General features: G+C 42.6%; 13 protein-coding genes. All 13 read right to left on the bottom strand.

The window, feature by feature from the left end; translation table 11 throughout:
* Window positions 1–8: 8 nt before the first annotated feature.
* Entirely contained in the window at window positions 9–7034 is a 7026-nt protein-coding gene (gene sprA / locus ACTJKG_RS20110; RefSeq protein ID WP_440740249.1) for a cell surface protein SprA, read from the bottom strand.
* 25 nt (window positions 7035–7059) lie between these two features.
* Window positions 7060–7644, bottom strand: a complete 585-nt coding sequence (gene ruvA / locus ACTJKG_RS20115; protein ID WP_440740250.1) for a Holliday junction branch migration protein RuvA — start codon at window positions 7642–7644, stop codon at window positions 7060–7062.
* A 103-nt stretch (window positions 7645–7747) separates the two neighbouring features.
* Complete coding sequence (locus ACTJKG_RS20120) at window positions 7748–10063, bottom strand: NADP-dependent malic enzyme (RefSeq protein ID WP_440740251.1); 2316 nt, start codon at window positions 10061–10063, stop codon at window positions 7748–7750.
* A gap of 169 nt (window positions 10064–10232) precedes the next feature.
* Window positions 10233–11462 (bottom strand): lytic transglycosylase domain-containing protein, encoded by a 1230-nt coding sequence (locus tag ACTJKG_RS20125; RefSeq protein WP_172337490.1) that lies wholly within the window; start codon window positions 11460–11462, stop codon window positions 10233–10235.
* A 135-nt stretch (window positions 11463–11597) separates the two neighbouring features.
* Window positions 11598–13022, bottom strand: coding sequence for an Asp-tRNA(Asn)/Glu-tRNA(Gln) amidotransferase subunit GatA (gatA, locus tag ACTJKG_RS20130; RefSeq protein ID WP_440740252.1), 1425 nt, complete (start codon window positions 13020–13022; stop codon window positions 11598–11600).
* A 158-nt stretch (window positions 13023–13180) separates the two neighbouring features.
* On the bottom strand, window positions 13181–13357 hold the full coding sequence (locus ACTJKG_RS20135; protein WP_172337492.1) for a Sec-independent protein translocase subunit TatA/TatB: 177 nt from the start codon (window positions 13355–13357) through the stop codon (window positions 13181–13183).
* A gap of 43 nt (window positions 13358–13400) precedes the next feature.
* On the bottom strand, window positions 13401–13835 hold the full coding sequence (locus ACTJKG_RS20140; protein ID WP_172337493.1) for a Sec-independent protein translocase subunit TatA/TatB: 435 nt from the start codon (window positions 13833–13835) through the stop codon (window positions 13401–13403).
* Window positions 13836–13894: 59 nt separating this feature from the next.
* Window positions 13895–15184, bottom strand: a complete 1290-nt coding sequence (locus tag ACTJKG_RS20145) for a murein hydrolase activator EnvC family protein (protein WP_440740253.1) — start codon at window positions 15182–15184, stop codon at window positions 13895–13897.
* 17 nt (window positions 15185–15201) lie between these two features.
* Window positions 15202–15993: a DUF4292 domain-containing protein gene (locus ACTJKG_RS20150; protein ID WP_172337495.1), complete on the bottom strand. Its 792-nt coding sequence runs from the start codon at window positions 15991–15993 to the stop codon at window positions 15202–15204.
* Complete coding sequence (locus tag ACTJKG_RS20155; RefSeq protein ID WP_172337496.1) at window positions 15971–17734, bottom strand: tetratricopeptide repeat protein; 1764 nt, start codon at window positions 17732–17734, stop codon at window positions 15971–15973. The genes ACTJKG_RS20150 and ACTJKG_RS20155 overlap by 23 nt, the downstream gene beginning before the upstream one ends.
* Window positions 17735–17770: 36 nt before the next feature.
* A complete protein-coding gene (gene dut / locus ACTJKG_RS20160; RefSeq protein ID WP_440740254.1) occupies window positions 17771–18205 on the bottom strand; it encodes a dUTP diphosphatase in 435 nt (144 codons plus the stop codon).
* Window positions 18202–19689, bottom strand: a complete 1488-nt coding sequence (locus ACTJKG_RS20165; protein WP_172337498.1) for a lipopolysaccharide biosynthesis protein — start codon at window positions 19687–19689, stop codon at window positions 18202–18204. Before ACTJKG_RS20165 ends, dut begins: the two co-directional genes overlap by 4 nt.
* Window positions 19690–19732: 43 nt before the next feature.
* Window positions 19733–20014: an acylphosphatase gene (locus ACTJKG_RS20170; RefSeq protein WP_216650681.1), complete on the bottom strand. Its 282-nt coding sequence runs from the start codon at window positions 20012–20014 to the stop codon at window positions 19733–19735.
* Window positions 20015–20039 lie beyond the last annotated feature (25 nt).

Genomic DNA, 20039 nt, shown 5'->3' on the forward strand with positions numbered 1-20039 from the left:
CTTATAGCTTATTGCAGCAACAATTTAAGGTTGATACCGAAATTGGTATACGCGGTATTAAATGTTTGCGAAGTGTATGGCCTGGTAATATTTGAATCATAAAACAGATTCAAATTAAACCGCTGGTTGATCACATAATCAATGGATGGGCGTACAGTAATATTTTGCGCACCCGATGATATTTCGGCGGCTTCCACATCCGCCCGGTATATCAGGGTTTTATTATCCCGCAGGGAGAAATCGAGTTTGAAATTTACATCATTATCCTTACCCGGTCCACTAAACCAGCCAAACGGAAAATGGAAATTTTTGGTATGATACCCAAAACCAAACACAATAATACGCTCGTTTTGTTGCGCCAGCTGACTGTTTAGCAAGCTCAAACTTAATGACCGGCTTTGCCTGTACTCTACATTGGTGGTCATGCTGTTCTTGAACCTGATACTGGCGCCCAACAAGGGTACAAACTGCTCAAAAATAGTTACCTGCGAAAACTGGTATTGGGGTAAAAAATCGTTGTTCAGATCCCGTGAATTAACGGCGCCATTAGCCTCCTGGTATTGCAATAGAGAGGTAAAACCGCTTACGTTATAGGACGACCGGTAGCCATGTGTCAGATCAAACGAGTCAAAAATATCCTGGAAAAACGGAATCTTGCTCAACCCGTTATAAGTGATCTGCCAGTTAGGTATCGGGATAGACGGAAACTGGGAAAGATTGCTTTTAGCAGGATTTTTACCCGTATAAGCCGCCAGGAAAGCCGGCACCAGTACATTTTGTGAGTTTGGCCCATAACCATCGGCATAGCCATCTGTACTACCCGAAGAATTGGGGTTTGTTGCCCCCAGTTTTTGGGAAATAGTTGAGCGGCTATCCAAAAGCTTTTGATAAATAGGCGATGAATTATTTACTCCGGTTGTTTTTTTGAACGCCGTAGCAATGGTTAAAAATGATATGCTGTAATTGCCGGTGGTTACCGGGCTTAAAGTTTCAATACTATTGGTTGATGGGAGGTATTTAAAATTAGCCTGGTAGTTATGATCCTGTGTTTTAAACGCGATAAGTTCAATTCGCAGATCCTTAAACGGTTCAATGATACCCCTGAAGTGCATATCCTCATTCATGGTGGTTACATACAGTTGGTTTTGCAGTGTATCCCTCGTGATCCAACCGTTGGCTACAGCCTTGGCCCGGATATCGGCCTGGCTACCCAGTAAAAATCCTAAACCGGGTGCTCCGGCGTCGGATCCAAAAAAGCCCGACTGTGGTAAATATCCCGGTAAAAATATACCCTGGGTGCGGGTATAAGTAGCACTAAGGTTTTTAACGCTGGTTAACAATCCTATCAAGACTTTATCAATGCCTGTTTTGGTATTATTAGGGTTATTGGCTTTGCGTATGAACGGGAACTTATTATACAGCGACACCATATTTAATGTAGGGTTTAACTGTATGGCCCTGGAGTTTTGTATACTATTACCCACATCATACGTAGGATCATTGATTGCAAACAGAGGCTGTGTTTGCCAGTTAAAATGCGCGCTGTATCTGGCCACCATAGCCACCCAGTCCATCCCCGGTATTTTGGTGAATGGTACGTTATAGTTAAAGTTAATGGTGTGGTTATAGTTGGTGGTTCGGCCCAGTTTTTTCAGGTTATCCCAAAGGGTATCCCGTTTTAGGCCATTAATACGACCTGCAGGCTCATCAACTACCGAAAGATTGGTCGCGTCGATATCCATCTGCAATGATTTGGAAAGATTCCAGCCGATACCGTAAACCCGGGTAATATTAAAGTATTTATTGAAAGTGGTTGTAGGTACAGGGATAAAATTATTTGGGTCATTATCCCGCAAGGTATTTTCGGAATAAAAACGATCAAAATTGATACTCAGGTTTAACCGGGATGGCAAGATACTGAAATTAATATCCCGGAAAAGTGCCAGGAGGTTACTCTTAATGATTTTGGCAAACGGACTATAGTATTTGGGTTGATTTGTATAATTATAGGCCAGTGTAAGATTGTATGTTTTTTCCAGATCATTTTGGGTCACAAAATCATGGTGAGTATATTCCGTATAAGCGTATGAGGCATTCAGGTTTTCTACATCCCATAAATGGCTGGGGGCATTAGGATCTGTCCTTGCCTTATGTACGTTGGTAAAATTGAAACTTCTTCGGAGGGTATAATCAACAGCAGCGTTGCGTATCGAGTCGCGTTCACGACTGGAGGTTGCAGCAGCTAATGATGCTTTGAGCTCCACATCGGGTGCGCCCGGATCATATTGTGGCATACTAGTTTGTTTAGATACGTTGACATAGGTTGGGATGTGGATACCGCTCTTATCTGGGAAGAATTTTCCAAGCTCTAAATTGGCCGATACGTCATATGTTTGATCATCACTACGGCTCCTGTCGTTCAAACGGGAATCAAGCGTACCAAAGCCAATAGTAGTTTTAGTGCCGGCGATAGTGATATCGGCAAAATCGGCCAGCTTGGCGTCAAACCGGGCCGTCGCGGCCCAGCCACCACGTTGGTCAAAATCGGTTAACCTTAGTTCGTCAAACCAAACGGTACCGGTTTTATCCAGACCATCGTCAATATTTGATGGTTGCGCGCCTTTGTAAGGATTACGTACCCCCAGCATAATGGTACGCAGCTTGCTCAGATCCGGCTGACCTTTGATATAAACGGTTTGATTACCTTCCACGTATTTAAACACCTGGTTGTAGGGCACGTTGGAATGATTACGCTTCAATTTAGCTCGCGTTAACAAATCTAGTTCAAGGTCGATAGCGTTGACAGAGGGCCATATCGCGTCCGGATCTCGGGTACCAGGCGTTGTAACCTTTAAAGGTACCTGGTACTCATAATAGTTGTCCTGATAATCAACCCCTAAACGGATAAAAGCATTTAAGTCATTGTCCTTCAGCTGATCACCTTCGGCATGCACAAACATTTGGATTCGCTTATACGATCGCAGATCATTAAAAAAGGTTTTAAAGGCAGCCCGCGAATAACCATCGCGCAAACTTTTAACACTTAACGAAAGTGATTGCTCATTAAGTTTAGTATCTGTTTGCAGGTTATTATAATTACGCTGGCGATTAATCCCCGGCGGTACTACATACGGGATGGGCGTACGGTTACCGTTTTGTTCGATACTCACCGCCTGTACATCAAGCGTAGAATTATCAATTGGAGGGTTCGGAATAGCCGGGTCAGCAATCACATTGAGTGGGTTTCTTTCGGTATTAAAAGAACGCCATTCCCCGCGAACCAGCTGCAAGGTAGCAAAACGTAATACGGCGGTATCGGCAAAGTTGGTCATGAACATCCGCATAAAACGGATGGCTTTAAAATCCTGAATATTACCCACAGCGGCCTGATAATCGGTTATTGGGATCCTGAACTGGTACCAGTTAACCATTTGTGTACTGCCATTGGCCAGTTTTACCGATGCGGTAAGTTTATCGTTAATATAATTTTGGCCAACTACCATATCCCCGGGGCGGATGGATACTTTGTATTGAAAGTAGGAATCTTCAATACTCATATTATTATCGCGGTTAATATCTTCACCATCGGGCAGTGAGGTAGAAGCTGAGTTCTGGATCCCGAGTTCGGCCTGCGATTGTTCGGCAGTTTTGGAGTTGCCGTCGGTACCGTTGTATTTACTATAGCGATCCAAAATACCCGCCCTGGACTGGTCAAGATCACGCCCCTGGTAGTATTGATAATCATCAGAAGATGGGTCGGCAGAAAAATTATTGGCTGCCTGCGCACTTAACCGGCCTGTCAACTGCTGTACAACGGGTGCAAATTTCCTTTTTTCATCGGCATCGCTCAAACCATCTAAACCCACGTCCTGCAGCCTGCGCGAATCAGGATTGTTATCAAAAGCGTTTATTACCGGTTGCAGTTTGGTTACACGCCCCCAGTTCGTTTCATCAACCTGCGACAAATCGCCGTTTACAGGTAAGGCATTCTCTAAACTTTTACGTCCGTCTTTTAATATATCTTCAGATAAGCTGCCCAGGTTAAAATACAGGTCGCCACCTGCCGAGTTTGGTTTGTATACAAAGGGGTCCATCACCCAAAACTCAATGTATGATACGTTTAATGATTCAAAATCATTGGTTTCCATTTTCCGGAACATACCTCCCCAGCGCGATTTTGGATTTTGCAGCGTACCGTCACTATTAATGCCAGTTGTAGTATAGTTATAAGGCCCGCGTACGGTTGGGTAAAAAGCCAGGTTAAGTGTAGAAATAGCTAATTGTTGCCCGGTAGCCGGTTGTTTGTACGGGAACACCTCTTGCTCAATGATCTGCCTTACGTAATGGTTTGAAAGCTCCGACTTTGATATCGGAATACTACCCGTATTGGTATAAAATATAGGATCGATGTTATAAAATGCAAGCCTGGCCCGGTTATAGCCGTAGCTTAAATCGTTTGATAATTTCGATTCATCAAAAAGTTGCGGCGTGCCTGATATTTGCCAGGTGTTGGCACTTTTTACGTCAATTACCGATTGGCTATTTTCAAAATCGTCCAGGTAGGAAGTACCGTTTTTTGAGCCGGCAAAATTCAGGGCGCCGGGACTGCCGGGTAGTAATTGCGCAAACTCACCCGAGAAATTGATAGACGACGGTACCTTGGTATGGATAAAGGGGATCTTATCAACCAGCCGTGTTAGCAATCGTGATTCCGAACTATAGTTAGCATCAAAACCCCATATAGTATTGGAGATCGACTCTTGCCCGGCAACTTCATTCTGGTTCAGCGGTTGCTCGGTAAGGTGCATAATGGTACCTCCCAGGTTCAGTTTATCATTAACGTGATAATCAAACCTCGATCCATACAATGATTTTTGCTGTACGCCAAACAGTTCGTTATTTTCCAGTTTAACCGTGATCGGTTGCCCCGACGATAACAGCGCCTGATTCAATATCCGGATACGGCCGGAATTATAATCAACCGTGTAATCATTACCCTCTTGCAGTTTTAAAGAACCGGCAGTAACGTTGACCGATCCCTGTGGAATATTCACCGCGTTGAGCTGATACTCGGAGCCCCCCGTAGAGGTATAGGTACCCTTGATCACATATCGGTTTAAATTAGGAAAATATTGCTGTGCTATGGTTTTGGTGGAATCATACAGGGGCTGGTATACATATCGTTTAGCCAGATCAGATTCCCCCGGCAAAAACTTTTTATTCAGATCAGAGCCAAAGGGTTCCAGCACTGGGAACATGATGCGGCCGTTTTGCGAATCGATGGTGATCCCCTCCAAAAAGTCGAAATAGCCATCAGGCTGCGTATTATTTTGCTGGTTGAGATTATCGAGGTCTGTTATCTGCAGCCAGAGCTTTCCTTTAGTGTTCTGGCCTTCCTCCATCACCGTTTTTTCGATACCTGATTTGTCATCAAGCCGGGTTACCGTAAGTTTAAAATCGGTGGGGCTAACCTGAAAAGCGCCTAATGAATAAATGTTCTTCATCATCAATTTCCAGGTAGGTAAATTGGTTTTCAGCAATTCGCCTTTCAATAACTTTACAAATAACACTTTTGGTGTGTTGGGATCAACGGCCACATCACTGCTAAACTCACCCACCTGGTATTGCTGTCCATTAACCGTATACTGATAAGCAACCGCCAGTACCTCATCATTATTTAAAGGGTAATTGAGCGATATATATCCCAGTTGAGGGTGCAGGGTATACTCCTTATCGGTAAGCTTACGGGCGTAAGTAAGCTTGGAATAGTTATCCGTGGCTCCACTACTTTGAAAATAATTGGCTATGGTGTTCGAGTTAGTTTGGCGCACATCTGCCGGTAAATTGTTAAGCAGAGAGTTTGATTGTTGTGCAAAACCCGGACCTTTAAACCCCGCCGGATAAACGCTTCCGCCACCTTGTATCCGTGTTTTATTATAAGGGTTATTTTCGCCCAGATCAAGGAAGGCCAATATATCCCTTGAATCGGTGGTTACGTTGGTACGATTGGTTGTCCAAACCTCAATTTTGGTAATATTGACATTGGAACTGATAATAGGTATCCGCGACAGCGCTTTATCATAATTATCACGAAAATACTGTGATAAAAAGAAGTGTTTATTGGCTTCATAATCGGCAGGTGTAACCCGGAACTCCCCTTGCTGCGACCCGTTTGTTATGGTAATAGTTTTGGATTGCGATCGCTGTTGCGACAAAATACTCGTTACATCCAGGCGCCCAAATTTCAGTTTGGTTTTAATACCAAACAAAGCCTGGCTGCCCGTAATAAGCGTGGTATTCAAAGGCATACTTACCGTACCTGCCTCCACTTTCTGAATAATCTCGTCTGGCGATCCGGTGTAATCCAGCTTTATCTGGTTATCAAACTGAAACTGCGCGTCAGTATTATAATTGGTAGTTATTTTTAACTTATCACCAATATTTCCGGTTACGTTCAGCTGTATCTTCTGATCGAAATTAAAATTAAACTGGTTGCGCTGCCTGGTGGTAAACAGCGGGTTCTGGTTTTGATTTAATTGGCCAGCCAGGATCATTTCTGCCGATCCCTGTGGCCTGATATCGATAGTTTGACCACCAAAAATCTGTTCAAAAGTACGGCTGCGCACTTTTATTGATGGTATAAAACCAGGCTGTTGCGAAGCATAGGCATAATTATCGGCAAGCTGCTGATAATATATACGTTGATTGGATCGGCTTTTTAACTTTAAATATTGGGCAAATGTTAAATACTGCGGCGGGCGATATAATAAGTTACCAACTCTTTCATATAATATATATCGGTTTGTTGCAGGGTCGTATTCAACTGTTCGGATGAGATTGGGAGGATCGGGATCAAAAATACCATCCCTGAGCCTGAGGTTTCTAGGTTCGGTTAGGTTAACGGGAGTGCCCGCGAGTGCCGTATCTCTTTTAGCACTCGTAACGCGTTGTTGTGCATACACACTCCCCACCCCACTAAATGCCAAAATAAACAACACACTTATAATAATATTATAAGTAAATATTTTTATCAAAGGTCAAGTTAGAATTTGTACGTAATTATAGAGTTTTTAATGCAAACTTTATAAGCTGTTCAACAGTTAAATCTCCATTATTTTTATTGATCTCCTGATCCAATACCTTTTCGGCAGCATTACGCGCAAAGCCCAGCATAACAAGTGCAGAAAGCGCCTCGTCTTTAACTGTCTTGCTCACAGGCACAACAGTTAAAGTGTCAGGTCCTTCTTTTCGCAACTTATCCTGCAGCTCCAATATAATGCGTTGTGCCGATTTGGGACCTATGCCTTTGATACGTTGTATTAAAGCAACATTGCCGCTAACAATAGCTGCCTGTATTTCGGCAGGGGTAATTGATGATAACATCATACGCCCCGTATTTGGCCCTATGCCGGATATGGATACCAGGTGTAAGAACAAGCGACGCTCACCGTCATCTGCAAAACCATATAATGTGAGCGCATCCTCTTTTACGTACTGCCAGATAAATAGTTTACAATTTTCTACTTCTCCGACCTTTGAATATGTATTTAACGATATATTAATGTGATAGCCAATACCGCCGGCCTCTATAACAACGTGCGAAGGACTTTTGAATACCAGTTTACCACTAATATAATCGTACATAATATTATTTGTTTTTTAGTATCAAGTAGCTAGTATCAAGTATCAAGACAGCTAAATTAGCTTTATAAATAAACCTTGTAAAAAATCTTGATACTTGATACTATTATTTACTTCCTTTAAGTTTATTAAAAATACCTTTTGGTTTGCTGGCTTCGGCTTTTTCCTGGGCATCAACAACCGCTATAGTGATCATATTTACAATTTCACGAACCGAACTACCCAGTTGCAACACGTGCACCGGTTTTTTCAATCCCAATAATATAGGTCCTACAGCCTCGGCACCACCAATTTCCTGCAATAACTTGTAAGCAATGTTACCCGATTCCAGATTAGGGAATATCAAAGTATTAGCTGGTTTTCCGTTTAGGGTTGAAAATGGGAAGTTATCTGCCAACAAATCGGAGTTGAGGGCAAAGTTGGCCTGCATATCACCATCAACTACCATATCCGGATATTGCTTGTGCAGCAATTTCACGGTTTCCCTTGTTTTTTCGGGAATGGGACCGTCATTTGAGCCAAAGTTAGAGTACGATAATACAGCTACCCGCGGACTGATATTAAACTGCTTTACAGATTTTTCGATCAGCACCGTAATGTCTACCAGTTCTTGTATAGATGGATTTTCATTCACGGTGGTATCGCCAAAAAACACAGGCCCTTTTTGAGTGATCATCATGTACATACCTGCCACACGGTTCACTCCTTCTTCGGTACCGATAATTTGCAGAGCCGGTTTAATGGTTGGAACATAATTTTTGGTTAAGCCCGAGATAAGGGCATCGGCTCTGCCAAACTGCACCATGCAGGCACCGTAATAGTTACGGTCGCTCAGCATTTTGCGGGCTTCAAATAAGGTTACCCCTCTGCGCTGGCGTTTTTTATACAGAAACTCGGCATACTCTTCCATGTTTTCACATTTCACACGAGGATCGATGATCTGAACATCATCCAGGTCAAGGTCATTCTCGCGCATGATACGCCTGATCTTATCTTCGTTACCCAGTAATATCGGGGTGGCTATACCTTCCTCTTTTACTATCTGAGCCGATCTTAGTATTTTGTAATTATCAGCCTCGGCAAAAACTACACGCTTTGGGTTTTGCTTGGCTTTATTGGTGAGGTTACGCAGCAATTTATCATTGGTGCCTAATCTTGATCGCAATTCTTCATAATAAGCTTCCCAATCTGTTATCGCTTTACGGGCGACTCCAGATTCCATGGCTGCCTTAGCAACGGCGGCCGATACTTCCACAATAAGTCTTTGATCCATCGGTTTAGGGATGATATAATCCCGTCCGAATTTAAGATTGGTAGTATTATAGGCCAGGTTTACAGCTTCCGGAACCGGCTTTTTAGCCATTTCGGCAATAGCGTGTGTGGCGGCTATTTTCATGGCCTCGTTAATGGCAGTTGCCCGCACATCAAGCGCGCCCCTGAAAATATAGGGGAAACCCAATACGTTATTTACCTGGTTAGGATAATCAGAACGACCAGTGGCCATGATGATATCATCGCGGGTTTGTACCGCCAGATCATAATCAACTTCGGGCACCGGGTTGGCCATTGCAAATACGATTGGCTTTTTGGCCATTGATTTCAACATATCCGCGTCAACCACGTTTGGCGCAGAAAGGCCAACAAAAACGTCGGCATTTTTCATGGCATCGGCCAATGTTTTGATATCTGTACGCGTGGTGGCAAACTCCAGCCTGATATCATCCAGATCAGTACGCTCCGGTGTTAACAAACCATTGATGTCAAACATCACCAGATTTTCCTTTTTTACGCCCAGCGAAAGGTACATCTTGGTACACGATACCGCGGCGGCACCTGCACCGTTAACTACCATTTTTATCTTGTCGAGCTTTTTACCTTGTATTTCGCAGGCATTCATTAAAGCCGCACCGGATATAATGGCTGTGCCATGCTGATCGTCGTGCATTACCGGGATATTCATTTCGGCTTTCAACCTGCGCTCGATCTCGAAACAAGTTGGGGCAGATATATCTTCCAGGTTAACGCCACCAAAGGTAGGCTCAAGTGCTTTTACAATAGTTACAAACTCATCCACGCTTTTGGCATTTACCTCCAGGTCAAACACATCAATATCGGCATAGATCTTAAATAGCAAGCCCTTCCCTTCCATTACTGGCTTACTGGCCTCTGGGCCGATATTGCCCAGGCCCAACACCGCGGTACCGTTACTGATAACGGCCACGAGGTTTCCCTTTGCTGTATATTTATATACATCTTCGGTATTTTCTGCTATGCGCAAACATGGCTCGGCAACACCCGGCGAATACGCCATGGTGAGGTCGCGTTGGGAATTGGTTGGTTTGGTAGGTACTACCTGTATTTTTCCGGGACGACCTTGTGAGTGGTAGTTTAAGGCATCCTGTTTACGGTTGTTCTTGTTCATTTTCTCAAAATTCAAGCGCTCAAAATTACAATTCTTTTTATGGTAACCCGAATAAAAAAGCCCGGCTTTGAAATACATCAAAACCGGGCCCCTCATATTCAGGTATTTAATATTTTTTCACTGTCAATTTCACTTATCGATATAGCTTTCCGTGTCTAAGTCCCTGCAATTATAAAACTCTTTTGGTGTGAGGACTTACTGCCGCGCTGGTCGAGTCATCATCTCCGTTACTTACTTTGATGCTCACACCAACAGGGGCACGATTACTTTTCAGATGGTTCCAAACTTTCAGATCCTGCACTTCAACTCCAAATTTATCGGCAATGGAGGCCAAAGTTTCGCCTTTTCGAACCCGGTGGCGGGATGGCATTTTACGTTCAGGCTTATTTTCGGTATAAGAAGCATAGCTCACTTTTGGTTCCGGAGCTGCTGCATCACCGCCATTCAATACATTATATAAAACGGCATAGTTTTCCTTTGCTACCTGCGGCAATATCAATCTTCGCGGCAACTTTGGTGAACCGTTAACTATTAATCTTCTGTAAGCCGGGTTTAATATAGCCAACTCATTGATGTTTACCTTAAGGGCTTGCGATATGCTGCTCAGGGCCACATATTTTTTAACCATAACCGTATCAGTCTTCAACGAAAAGTTACAGCCTTGTGGAACAATGTTATGTTTATTAAAATAATGCATTATATAATTTACCGCTATAAAAGCAGGCACATAACCACGGGTTTCGGCAGGCAGATATTGACGGGCGCTCCAAAAATCATTGGCACCTGCTTTTTCAACCGCGCGCTCTACATTGCTTTTGCCGCAATTGTATGATGCGATAGCCAAAAGCCAATCGCCAAACTCCTGGTAGGCGTCTTTTAAATAAGCTGCGGCGGCATAAGTGGCTTGTATTGGGTCGCGACGTTCGTCAACATAGCTATCCATATTTAAACCATATAATTTGGCTGTGGTAAACATAAACTGCCATGGCCCGGTTGCCCCTACTCTTGATACCGCGTTAGGATCAAGCTTTGATTCAACTATCGACAGGAATTTTATCTCTTCGGGTATACCAGCATCGTGGAATGCTTTTTCGTAGATAGGAAAATAATATTTGGAAAGACCGATCACCTGCCCCATCTCATCGCGGTTTTGCATGTACAGATCGATATAGCTCTGTACGTACTCATTATATTCCAGCGGGATGTCTTTGCTGATGGAATCTAAACGGCGTTCATAAATACCCCTTAATGGTGCCGGGCCCGCAGGCTGGGCAACGGCTTTCCGAAGGATGGTATCCTGTGCGATATTTGGCCATTGAAATGTTGATCTTGAAGAAGCGTTTGCGTAAACAATTTGCAGTAGTAAAAAGCAGATAGTAAGCGTAAATAGTTTCTTCATTCTTTAGGGATTTAATTTAACAGAGTCAAGATGTTAGAATCAAGAATTAAGATAAAAACCAAGTTGAAAAGCTATTATTTCCTGACTCTTGATTCTAATATCCTGATTCCCTTATTTACTAAATTATTAAATTTTTTAAAGTTCAAGGAAATATTTTGAAAAATTCAATAGTTCCTGTTCATTAAAATGCTTAGCAAGCAATTGTAAACCTAACGGTAAACCTTTACTATTATTGCCAACAGGCAGCGAAATAGCAGGTACACCAGTTAAGGATGCCTGTACGGTAAAAATATCCGAAAGATACGTTACTACCGGATCTTTTTCTTCTTTACCTATAGCAAACGCAGGTTCCGGAGCTGTGGGTACCAGTATAAAATCATACTCCTTGAGGATCTCGTCGGTTTTTTCCCTGATCAGTCGGCGCACTTTCTGGGCTTTGGCATAATAGGCGTCATAATATCCGGCGCTCAATACAAACGTGCCCAGCATAATGCGGCGTTTTACTTCTTTACCAAAACCTTCGGACCGGGAACGTTTATAGGTTGATTGCAGATCATCAGCTGCAGGACTGCGATAACCATAATGCACCCCATCGTACCTGGCCAGATTTGATGAAGCTTCGGCCATGGCTAAAATATAGTAGGCCGGTACCAGATAATCCAGTTGCTCAAAAGCGATAGGTGTTACCGTATGCCCTTCTGCACGCAGTTTATCAATATATTTTACCAGTACATCCTTTACCTCGTTATCAACACCGGGACTGGAGATAGCCTCCTGCAAATAGGCAATCTTCTTTTTGCCTGTTTTTTCGATATGTTCAGAAAACGCGGGCACTTCTTGTTGAGCCAGTGTACTATCGTAATCATCAGGACCGGCCATAACCTCCAATAACAGAGCGGCATCCTCTACCGACCTGGTAATTGGGCCAACCTGGTCAAATGACGAAGCGAAAGCGATGATACCATGCCTGGAAATACGGCCGTAAGTAGGCTTTAAACCAATAACACCACAAAATGAAGCTGGCTGCCTTACAGAGCCCCCGGTATCTGTACCGATAGCCGCATGGCACATATTGGCCTGTACTGCAACCGCCGAGCCCCCTGATGAACCACCCGAAACCCTGGTCTCGTCGGCCATATTTTTTACCGGACCGAAATAAGAGGTTTCATTAGCTCCGCCCATGGCAAACTCATCGCAATTGCAGCGGCCAATAATAATCACGTCTTCGGCCAGTAAACGTTCAACAATCGTTGATGAATAAATGGAGGTGAAATCTTTTAATATTTTGGATGAGGCACTTACCTGGTGACCCTTATAGCAGATGTTATCTTTTATGGCGATAACCATTCCGGCCAGTTTGCCGGCAGTGCCGTTTTTTATACGGTCGTCAATGTTTTTTGCATTGATCAATGCTTCTTCTTCAAACACCTCGTTGAAGGCATTCAAATGAGCATTTTTTTTAATTTGATCAAGATAGTTTTTTACCAGTCCTTCAACGGTAATTTCCGCACGTTGCAGCCCACTCCTTATTTCACTTAAAGAGGAATAAAATTTAGCCATGGGGCTAAAATAAAAAACTTATCTGTTGAAATACGAAATAATTCAACAGATAAGTTCATATGCAATAAACTAAAGTATCAAGTAGCCAGCATCAAGTATCAAGACAGCTACATTAAAGCCTTCAAAAATTTTGATACTCGCTACTTGATACCTAAATACTAAGCTTTTGGTTTTTCTTCGGTAGTGCTTGTATTGCTTTCGCCGTTTTGTGCGTCTTTAAATTCTTTAACGCCTTTTCCTAAACCTCTCATTAGTTCAGGTATTTTTTTACCGCCAAACAATAAAAGTATTGCAATGATGATCAGAATGATTTCTGGTGCGCCTAATCCACCCATGATTTTTAAGTTTTATGTTATGTAAATATTATTATGACTTGTGTTATTCGTGTTCTGTTTTAACAGGATCTGTTGTTGTTTTCTTAGTCAGATCGATGTTGTGCGTTTCCGCTGCCGGCTCCTCTTCATGTGTATGTACGTAAGTATCCGAGATAGGGATTGTATTGGGTACAGAACCATGTATAGGATGTGTTGTCTCCTCAACAACCTCTGCGGTTGTGTGTTCTGTAGTATTTTCTTCAACGGCGGGCGTATCTTGCACCTTGGTTTCGGTTTTCTTGTCTTCGTAGTTGTTGATCTGGTTATTGATCTCGCGTTTTACATCCTCAGATGCATCTTTAAAATCACGGATGCCTTTGCCTAAACCGCGTGCCAGCTCAGGTAGCTTATCACCTCCAAAAAGCATTAATGCTGCAAAAAGTATCAGTACCATTTCGCTCGTACCAATATTTAAAAATAAAAAAACTGAACTTAGCATAGCATTTAAATTAAGGTTACAAATATATACAATTAAATTTTCATAAAGTTCATAACTAATTAGTTAGGTGCAAGCCACGTTTTAGGATTGGTTGGATCCTTCACTTTATAAACCTCAAAGTGAACCTCCGTTTCCCCGGTCGACGAATCTGTTGCCACCGTTCCTAATGTTTGCTTGGTACTCACTTTTTGCCCCCTGGCCACACTAACCGACCGTAAATTGGCATACACTGTAAAATATTCCCCGTGTACTATCATCACCAAATAGGTTCCGCTTACGTCAACAACCCTTACCACGGTACCATCAAATACCGCCCTTACCGAACTTCCCGGGTTGGTTCTGATATCAATACCAGTACTCTCGCTCTTAATACCCTCCGGCGTGGTGTACATGCCAAAACCCTGGGTTATTACCCCATTGGCAACAGGCCATGGTAAACGACCGCGGTTACCTAAAAAGTCATTTGACAATTTAGCTGCCTCAGGTGTCGCGTTCAGCACACTCGACTCGCTCCTTGTCACTGGTTTAGCCGGGGTTACAGGAGCTGGCTTGTTTTCGGCCTTCGCTTTAGCCGCCGCTATTCTGGCGGCCTCTCTGGCTTCAGCCTCGGCCTTGCGCCGGGCTTCTTCAATTTCCCTGCGGATAGTTGCAGCAATTTCCCTGTTGGTTTTGGCTATTTTTGCCTGAACCTCCCGTTGTTGCTGTTTCAACTGCCCTTCGTGCTGCGACAGGTCGCTCACTACTTTTACCTGGTTATTTTTTTCTTTACCAAGCGTTTCTTTTTCTTTTTGCTGATCGGCCAGCAGGTTACTTTTCTCCTGCTTATTCTTATCCAGCTCATTTATTTTTACATGCAGCTCTTTCTGGGTTCCCTGTATGTAACCCGCCTGACGCTCGCGGTAGGTTCCAAACTGTTGTAAATATTTTAATCGTTTATAGGCCTGGTTAAAATCTCGCGAAGCGAAAATAAACATAAGCTTATTGTAGGCACTTTGATTGCGATAGGCAAAAAGCACCATGGCTGCATATTCCTTTTTTAGCTGGTCGAGCTGGTTTTGTAAGCTATGTACGGTATTATTGCTCTCAGAGATTTGATTATCTAAATTTCTTACCTCCGAGTTGATGATATTTATTTTCTCTTCCCTCAGGCTTATTTGCGCTTTTAATAAACTCAACTGCTTTAAAGTAGCTTTTTTATTTTTTGAGGTTTCCTGGTAATCTTTATTCAGTTGTTCCAGTTCATCAGACAGTTTATCACGTCGGCGTTTTAACTCCTGGCTGCTTTGCGCATGCACATCAATTACTATAAATACCGCTATTATAAAAAATACTGCTTTTAAAAATTTCATCAAACAAACATAATTAATTATTTGGCCGGCTCGTAATTGTCAGGAATATTGAATGGATATTCCTGCTGTACGTCAAAGTCGGCCTTTGTATAATGCAAATTAACCTGTATTTTTTTATCTTTTACTACCGATGCGATATCTATTTGTGATGGCATTACCCTATTAGTTGCCTGGATAAAGCTATTATTAACAACCTGCAATGACTGTCCTTCGCTTTGATTAGACAAATTTGTTTGGGTAACTTTTAAATCGGCACCTAAAACCAGCTTATATAACAGGTCCTGCAAGCTACCGCTCAGCGTAGTGTTTCCATCAGCATTGGTCAGGTCGGCTTTTTCATTGAGCAGTTCAGGTACGGCATTACCTATCAACAATGACTCCAGCGTTTTATAATTAACCTGGCTGCTGGCATATTTATATACGTAACTAAAAGGTTTGCGCAGATACACTCCCTGTAAACGATTGATGAGCAGTATACTATCAGGCGTGATCAAAGCCCTGGCTGCTTCAACACCTAAAATGGCGGTAATGGAAACCCATATTCTTTTATCGCGCTCAATGCGAATGTTAAGGGTGACATCATTACTATTACCATTAATATTGAGCTTGGTTTTGGCTTTACCAGAAAAGGTGTTAAAGTTTACCTGTTTAGCTCTTATGGCACTTAGCTGGCTGCTTAACTTATTATCAACAGGCTTTGCCGATGAATCGGCTTTGCGGGCTACCAAAACCTGTTTACGGGCCTTACAGCTCACCATAATCAGCAGGCAACATGCTATTAATAATTTACTCGCTATATTTTTTCTCATTTATTTTACGGTCTAATAGCGGCGATTGACCACCGTTACTTTTAGCTTTTTTCCAGTTTTCTACGGCCTCATCCACATTACCAAGGTAAAACAAAATATCGCCATAATGCTCATATTGGGCGGCACTATTCGTTTTATCATGCGCAAGCGCCTTCAACATCCACACCTTTGCATCGGCATATTTCTTTTGCTTAAAAAGCACCCAGGCATATGTATCTTCAAACGATGCGGTATTGGGCTGAAGCTCATTGGACCGAGCCGACATTTGCGCTGCTTTATCCAGTTGCTCACTTCTTAACGATAAATAGTAGGCATAATTGTTTAATGTGTACGCATTATCCGGATTATAGCTTAAGGCTTTATCATAAGCCTCGTCCGAGCTTTTGTTATCTTTAAGACTATGATAGCAATCGCCCAATAACGAAAAGCTCAGCGAAAGTAAATCCTTATCCTGAATTTCTAATGAAGTTGCGTTGGTGGCATAATTAAGCGCTTTTTTAAATTCTTTCTTCTGCGCCCAGGCTACACCCACCATATAATTCATCCAACCCTGGTTCGGGAATAACGAAAGAGCGTTTTCGCCATCTTTGATAGTGGCATCTATATCATTTTCACTCAATTCAACCCGTACCAGCTGTTCATGAACAACATATACCTGTTCATTCAGTTGGATCGATTTCTTATACGCGGATTTGGCTTCTTTTAATTTGGTGCTTTGTAACAACATATCCCCATAAATAGCATAGGCCTTGGCATCGGCAGGATGCGCTACCGTTAAAAGCCGGCTGAGTTCAAGTGCGCTGGCTTTAGCATTGGGTTCAGGAAATTTGGGGAAATATCCGCTAATGATATTTATTTTCTGATCGATACTTACATCTGGGTTCGCAAACGCCAGTGTCAGTTCGTTAAAACAGGCATCATTATTTTTTTTGTCGCGGTAAACATCAGCCAGGGCCAAATGCACCATTCCGTTATTATTATCTTGCTTTTCGGCCTGGAGCAAAACTTTAAGGGCCTTATCATTTAATCCGTTTGAGTTATAGATCTCGGCCAGCAGCAGGTAATAACGCATCTGACCCGGATTATCTGCAATCGCCCTCTCCAACTCGGCGGCCGCCTGATCGATCTTGCCTTGTTTTAAATAAATTTTTTGCCTGCTTGCTAAAATATCATCACTGGGGCCATTGAGTTTTTCCAGCTGATCATACACCTTAAGGGCATCATCGTATCTTTTTAAAATGAGATATGCGTTAGCTTTATCAAAATAATAATCGGGTTTATCCGGATTGATCCTGATGAGCTGATTAAATACATTTTCGAGCTTATCGATGGCGTTGGTTTTTTCATAACCGTCAGCGAGGGCTACCCAATACCATTCATTATCCGGATTAATTGCAACCGCCTTCTCTAATAAAGGCCTTGCCCCCGCATAATCATTTTGCTGTCGTTTCAAGTTAGCCAGCTCAAACATCGAGGCGTCATTTCCCGGATCGGCCTGCAATATGCGTTCAAACATTTCGCCGGCACGTTTGGAGTTCTCGATGGTTTTTTCGCGAATAGCCGAGAAAAACAGTTGCTTAACCATCATACTATCAGCCTGCGATAGCTGTTTAGCCGGAACAGACTTTTGAGCGCTTACCGGTAGAGCCTGGAAACAAGAACCAAGAATCAAGACTGCCACCATGCAATTGAGGCCTGCTCTTACCTTATTCTTGTTATATCTTAATTCCAACTCTTTCATAGCCTGTCCGCTTATTCTGTCTCTAATTTCTTGCTTCTATTTAACAGCCGTATGGCCAAAACCACCTTCGCCGCGGCTGGTTTCATTTAATACTTCTACCTCATCCCAATTCACAGTTTCGTGCCGGGCAACTACCATTTGGGCAATACGGTCGCCCGCGTTGATCTCAAATACTTCTGCCGAAAAATTGATCAGTAACACTTTGATCTCGCCACGATAATCGGCATCAATAGTACCGGGTGAATTAACAATGCCTATACCATGCTTAAACGCCAAACCACTGCGCGGTCGTATCTGCGCCTCAAACCCAACAGGAAGTTCTATAAACAAACCGGTAGGAATGAGTTTACGCTCCATAGGGTTTAACCGTACTGGTTCTTCAATATCGGCACGCAGATCCATACCGGCAGCATGGGCCGTTTCATATGCCGGTAAACTATTCTTCGACTTATTAATTATCCTGATGGTCATCGTTTACTAAATATGGCCTTTAATTGTTTACGCTCTGCAAAAAATGCAGCCCCCGCAAACAGGAACAACAATATATTACCTACAAATATATTACGTTTAAATGTGCTGAACGACAAATACACAAGTATTATTGATGATACGATATATATGACATTCTTTTTAAGATTGTAAGGGATGGGATAGTGTTTTTGACCCCATATGTATGACATTATCATCATACTGGCATAAGCTATCAGCGAGATCCAGGCCGATGCCATGTAGCTGTATTTTGGAATAAAAATTACGTTGAGCACAATGGTTACTATAGCCCCTATCCCGGATATGTACAGGCCATACTTCGTTTGATCGGACAATTTATACCAGATAGACAAATTGGTATAAATACCCAGGCTTACATAACCCAGCAACAAAGGCGGCACAACTGGTAAACCAACCCAATAGTCGTGGTTATTTACGTAGTGTTTTAGTATCTGAATATTGGCCACAACACCTACAAACATAAGGCACATGGTTATTACAAAATAATCCATGATGCGCGAGTAGGTTTGACCGGCATTTTTATTCTTGGCATGACTAAAAAAGAAGGGCTCGGCTCCCATGCGAAAGGCCTGGTTAAAAAGGCTTAGAAAAACGGATATACGCGCGCAGCCCGAATAAATACCAACCTCGCGCTCACTGATACTATCGGGCAGCAGTTTTCCCAGTAAAATTTTATCAAAATTTTCGTTAACGATGTATGATAAACCTGCTATCATTACCGGCCAACTGTAGGTAAGCATATTTTTAAACATAACACCATCAAAACTTAGTTGCAGCTTCAGCAACTCGGGCAGTAACAGCAATAAGGTTATAAAGCTGGCCACCAGGTTTGATACAAATATGTAGCCTACCCAACCCATAGTAAACCATTGCTTACACCAATCAGCCCCAGGCATTTGGTGCTTAATGATGTACGGAATTATCCAGATAAAAACGAGGTTGAGCGATACCGTAACTATAATATTGATTAGTTTAATGCTCCCGTATTTTATTGGCCGGCTGTCTGCACGGAGTTTGGCAAACGGGATAGCACACCAGGCATCGATCACCAAAATGCCCAAAAAATAACGAATGTATAGTTCAAACTCCTGCTGTGAAGTGCCTTTACCAATTTTAATTAAACCTGCTATGGTATGGGTAAATGGAACGGTTAATATTAAAAACACTACCGTTACCATAAATACGGCCCAAAAGCTGTTGTTATAGACCTGCCTTTTATTATCCGGGAATTTATTCAGATACCTGAAAAAAGTAGTTTCCATACCAAAAGACAGCACCGCCTGCAAAACAGAGGCATAGCTAAACATGGTACTGAAAATACTATATACATTAGGATTGTATGCTTTTGTATAAAGCGGGGTAAGCAATGCGCCTAATAAACGCTGCACTATAGTAGTTACACCGTATATAGCCGTTTGCCCGGCAAATTTTTTAGCGGTTGACAATGTTGATGTTTGGGATGGTAATTAACAAATAAAACCCGGCAAATTACAGGGCCCTTTTTACAACCTCAAAATTACGATAGTTTTTTAATTCGCCCTCATGGCTTTCTACAGAAGTTACTTCCGCGTCTTCGGGGCCTTCGTTGCACCATTCCATAAACATTTCGAGCAGGGTATCATCGGCTTCGGCAGCTATAAAAACATCGCCGTTCGGTTCATTTTTAACAAAGCCCCTTACCCCTAACTGGTCGGCTACGGCTTTGGTTGATTTGCGGTAAAAAACGCCCTGAACTTTTCCTTTAACGGTTATATCGAGATGTCTGATCATTGAGTTTTATTGGTTGATTGAGGTA

The sequence above is a fragment of the Mucilaginibacter sp. 22184 genome (genome assembly GCF_052045695.1).
Lineage (GTDB): Bacteria > Bacteroidota > Bacteroidia > Sphingobacteriales > Sphingobacteriaceae > Mucilaginibacter.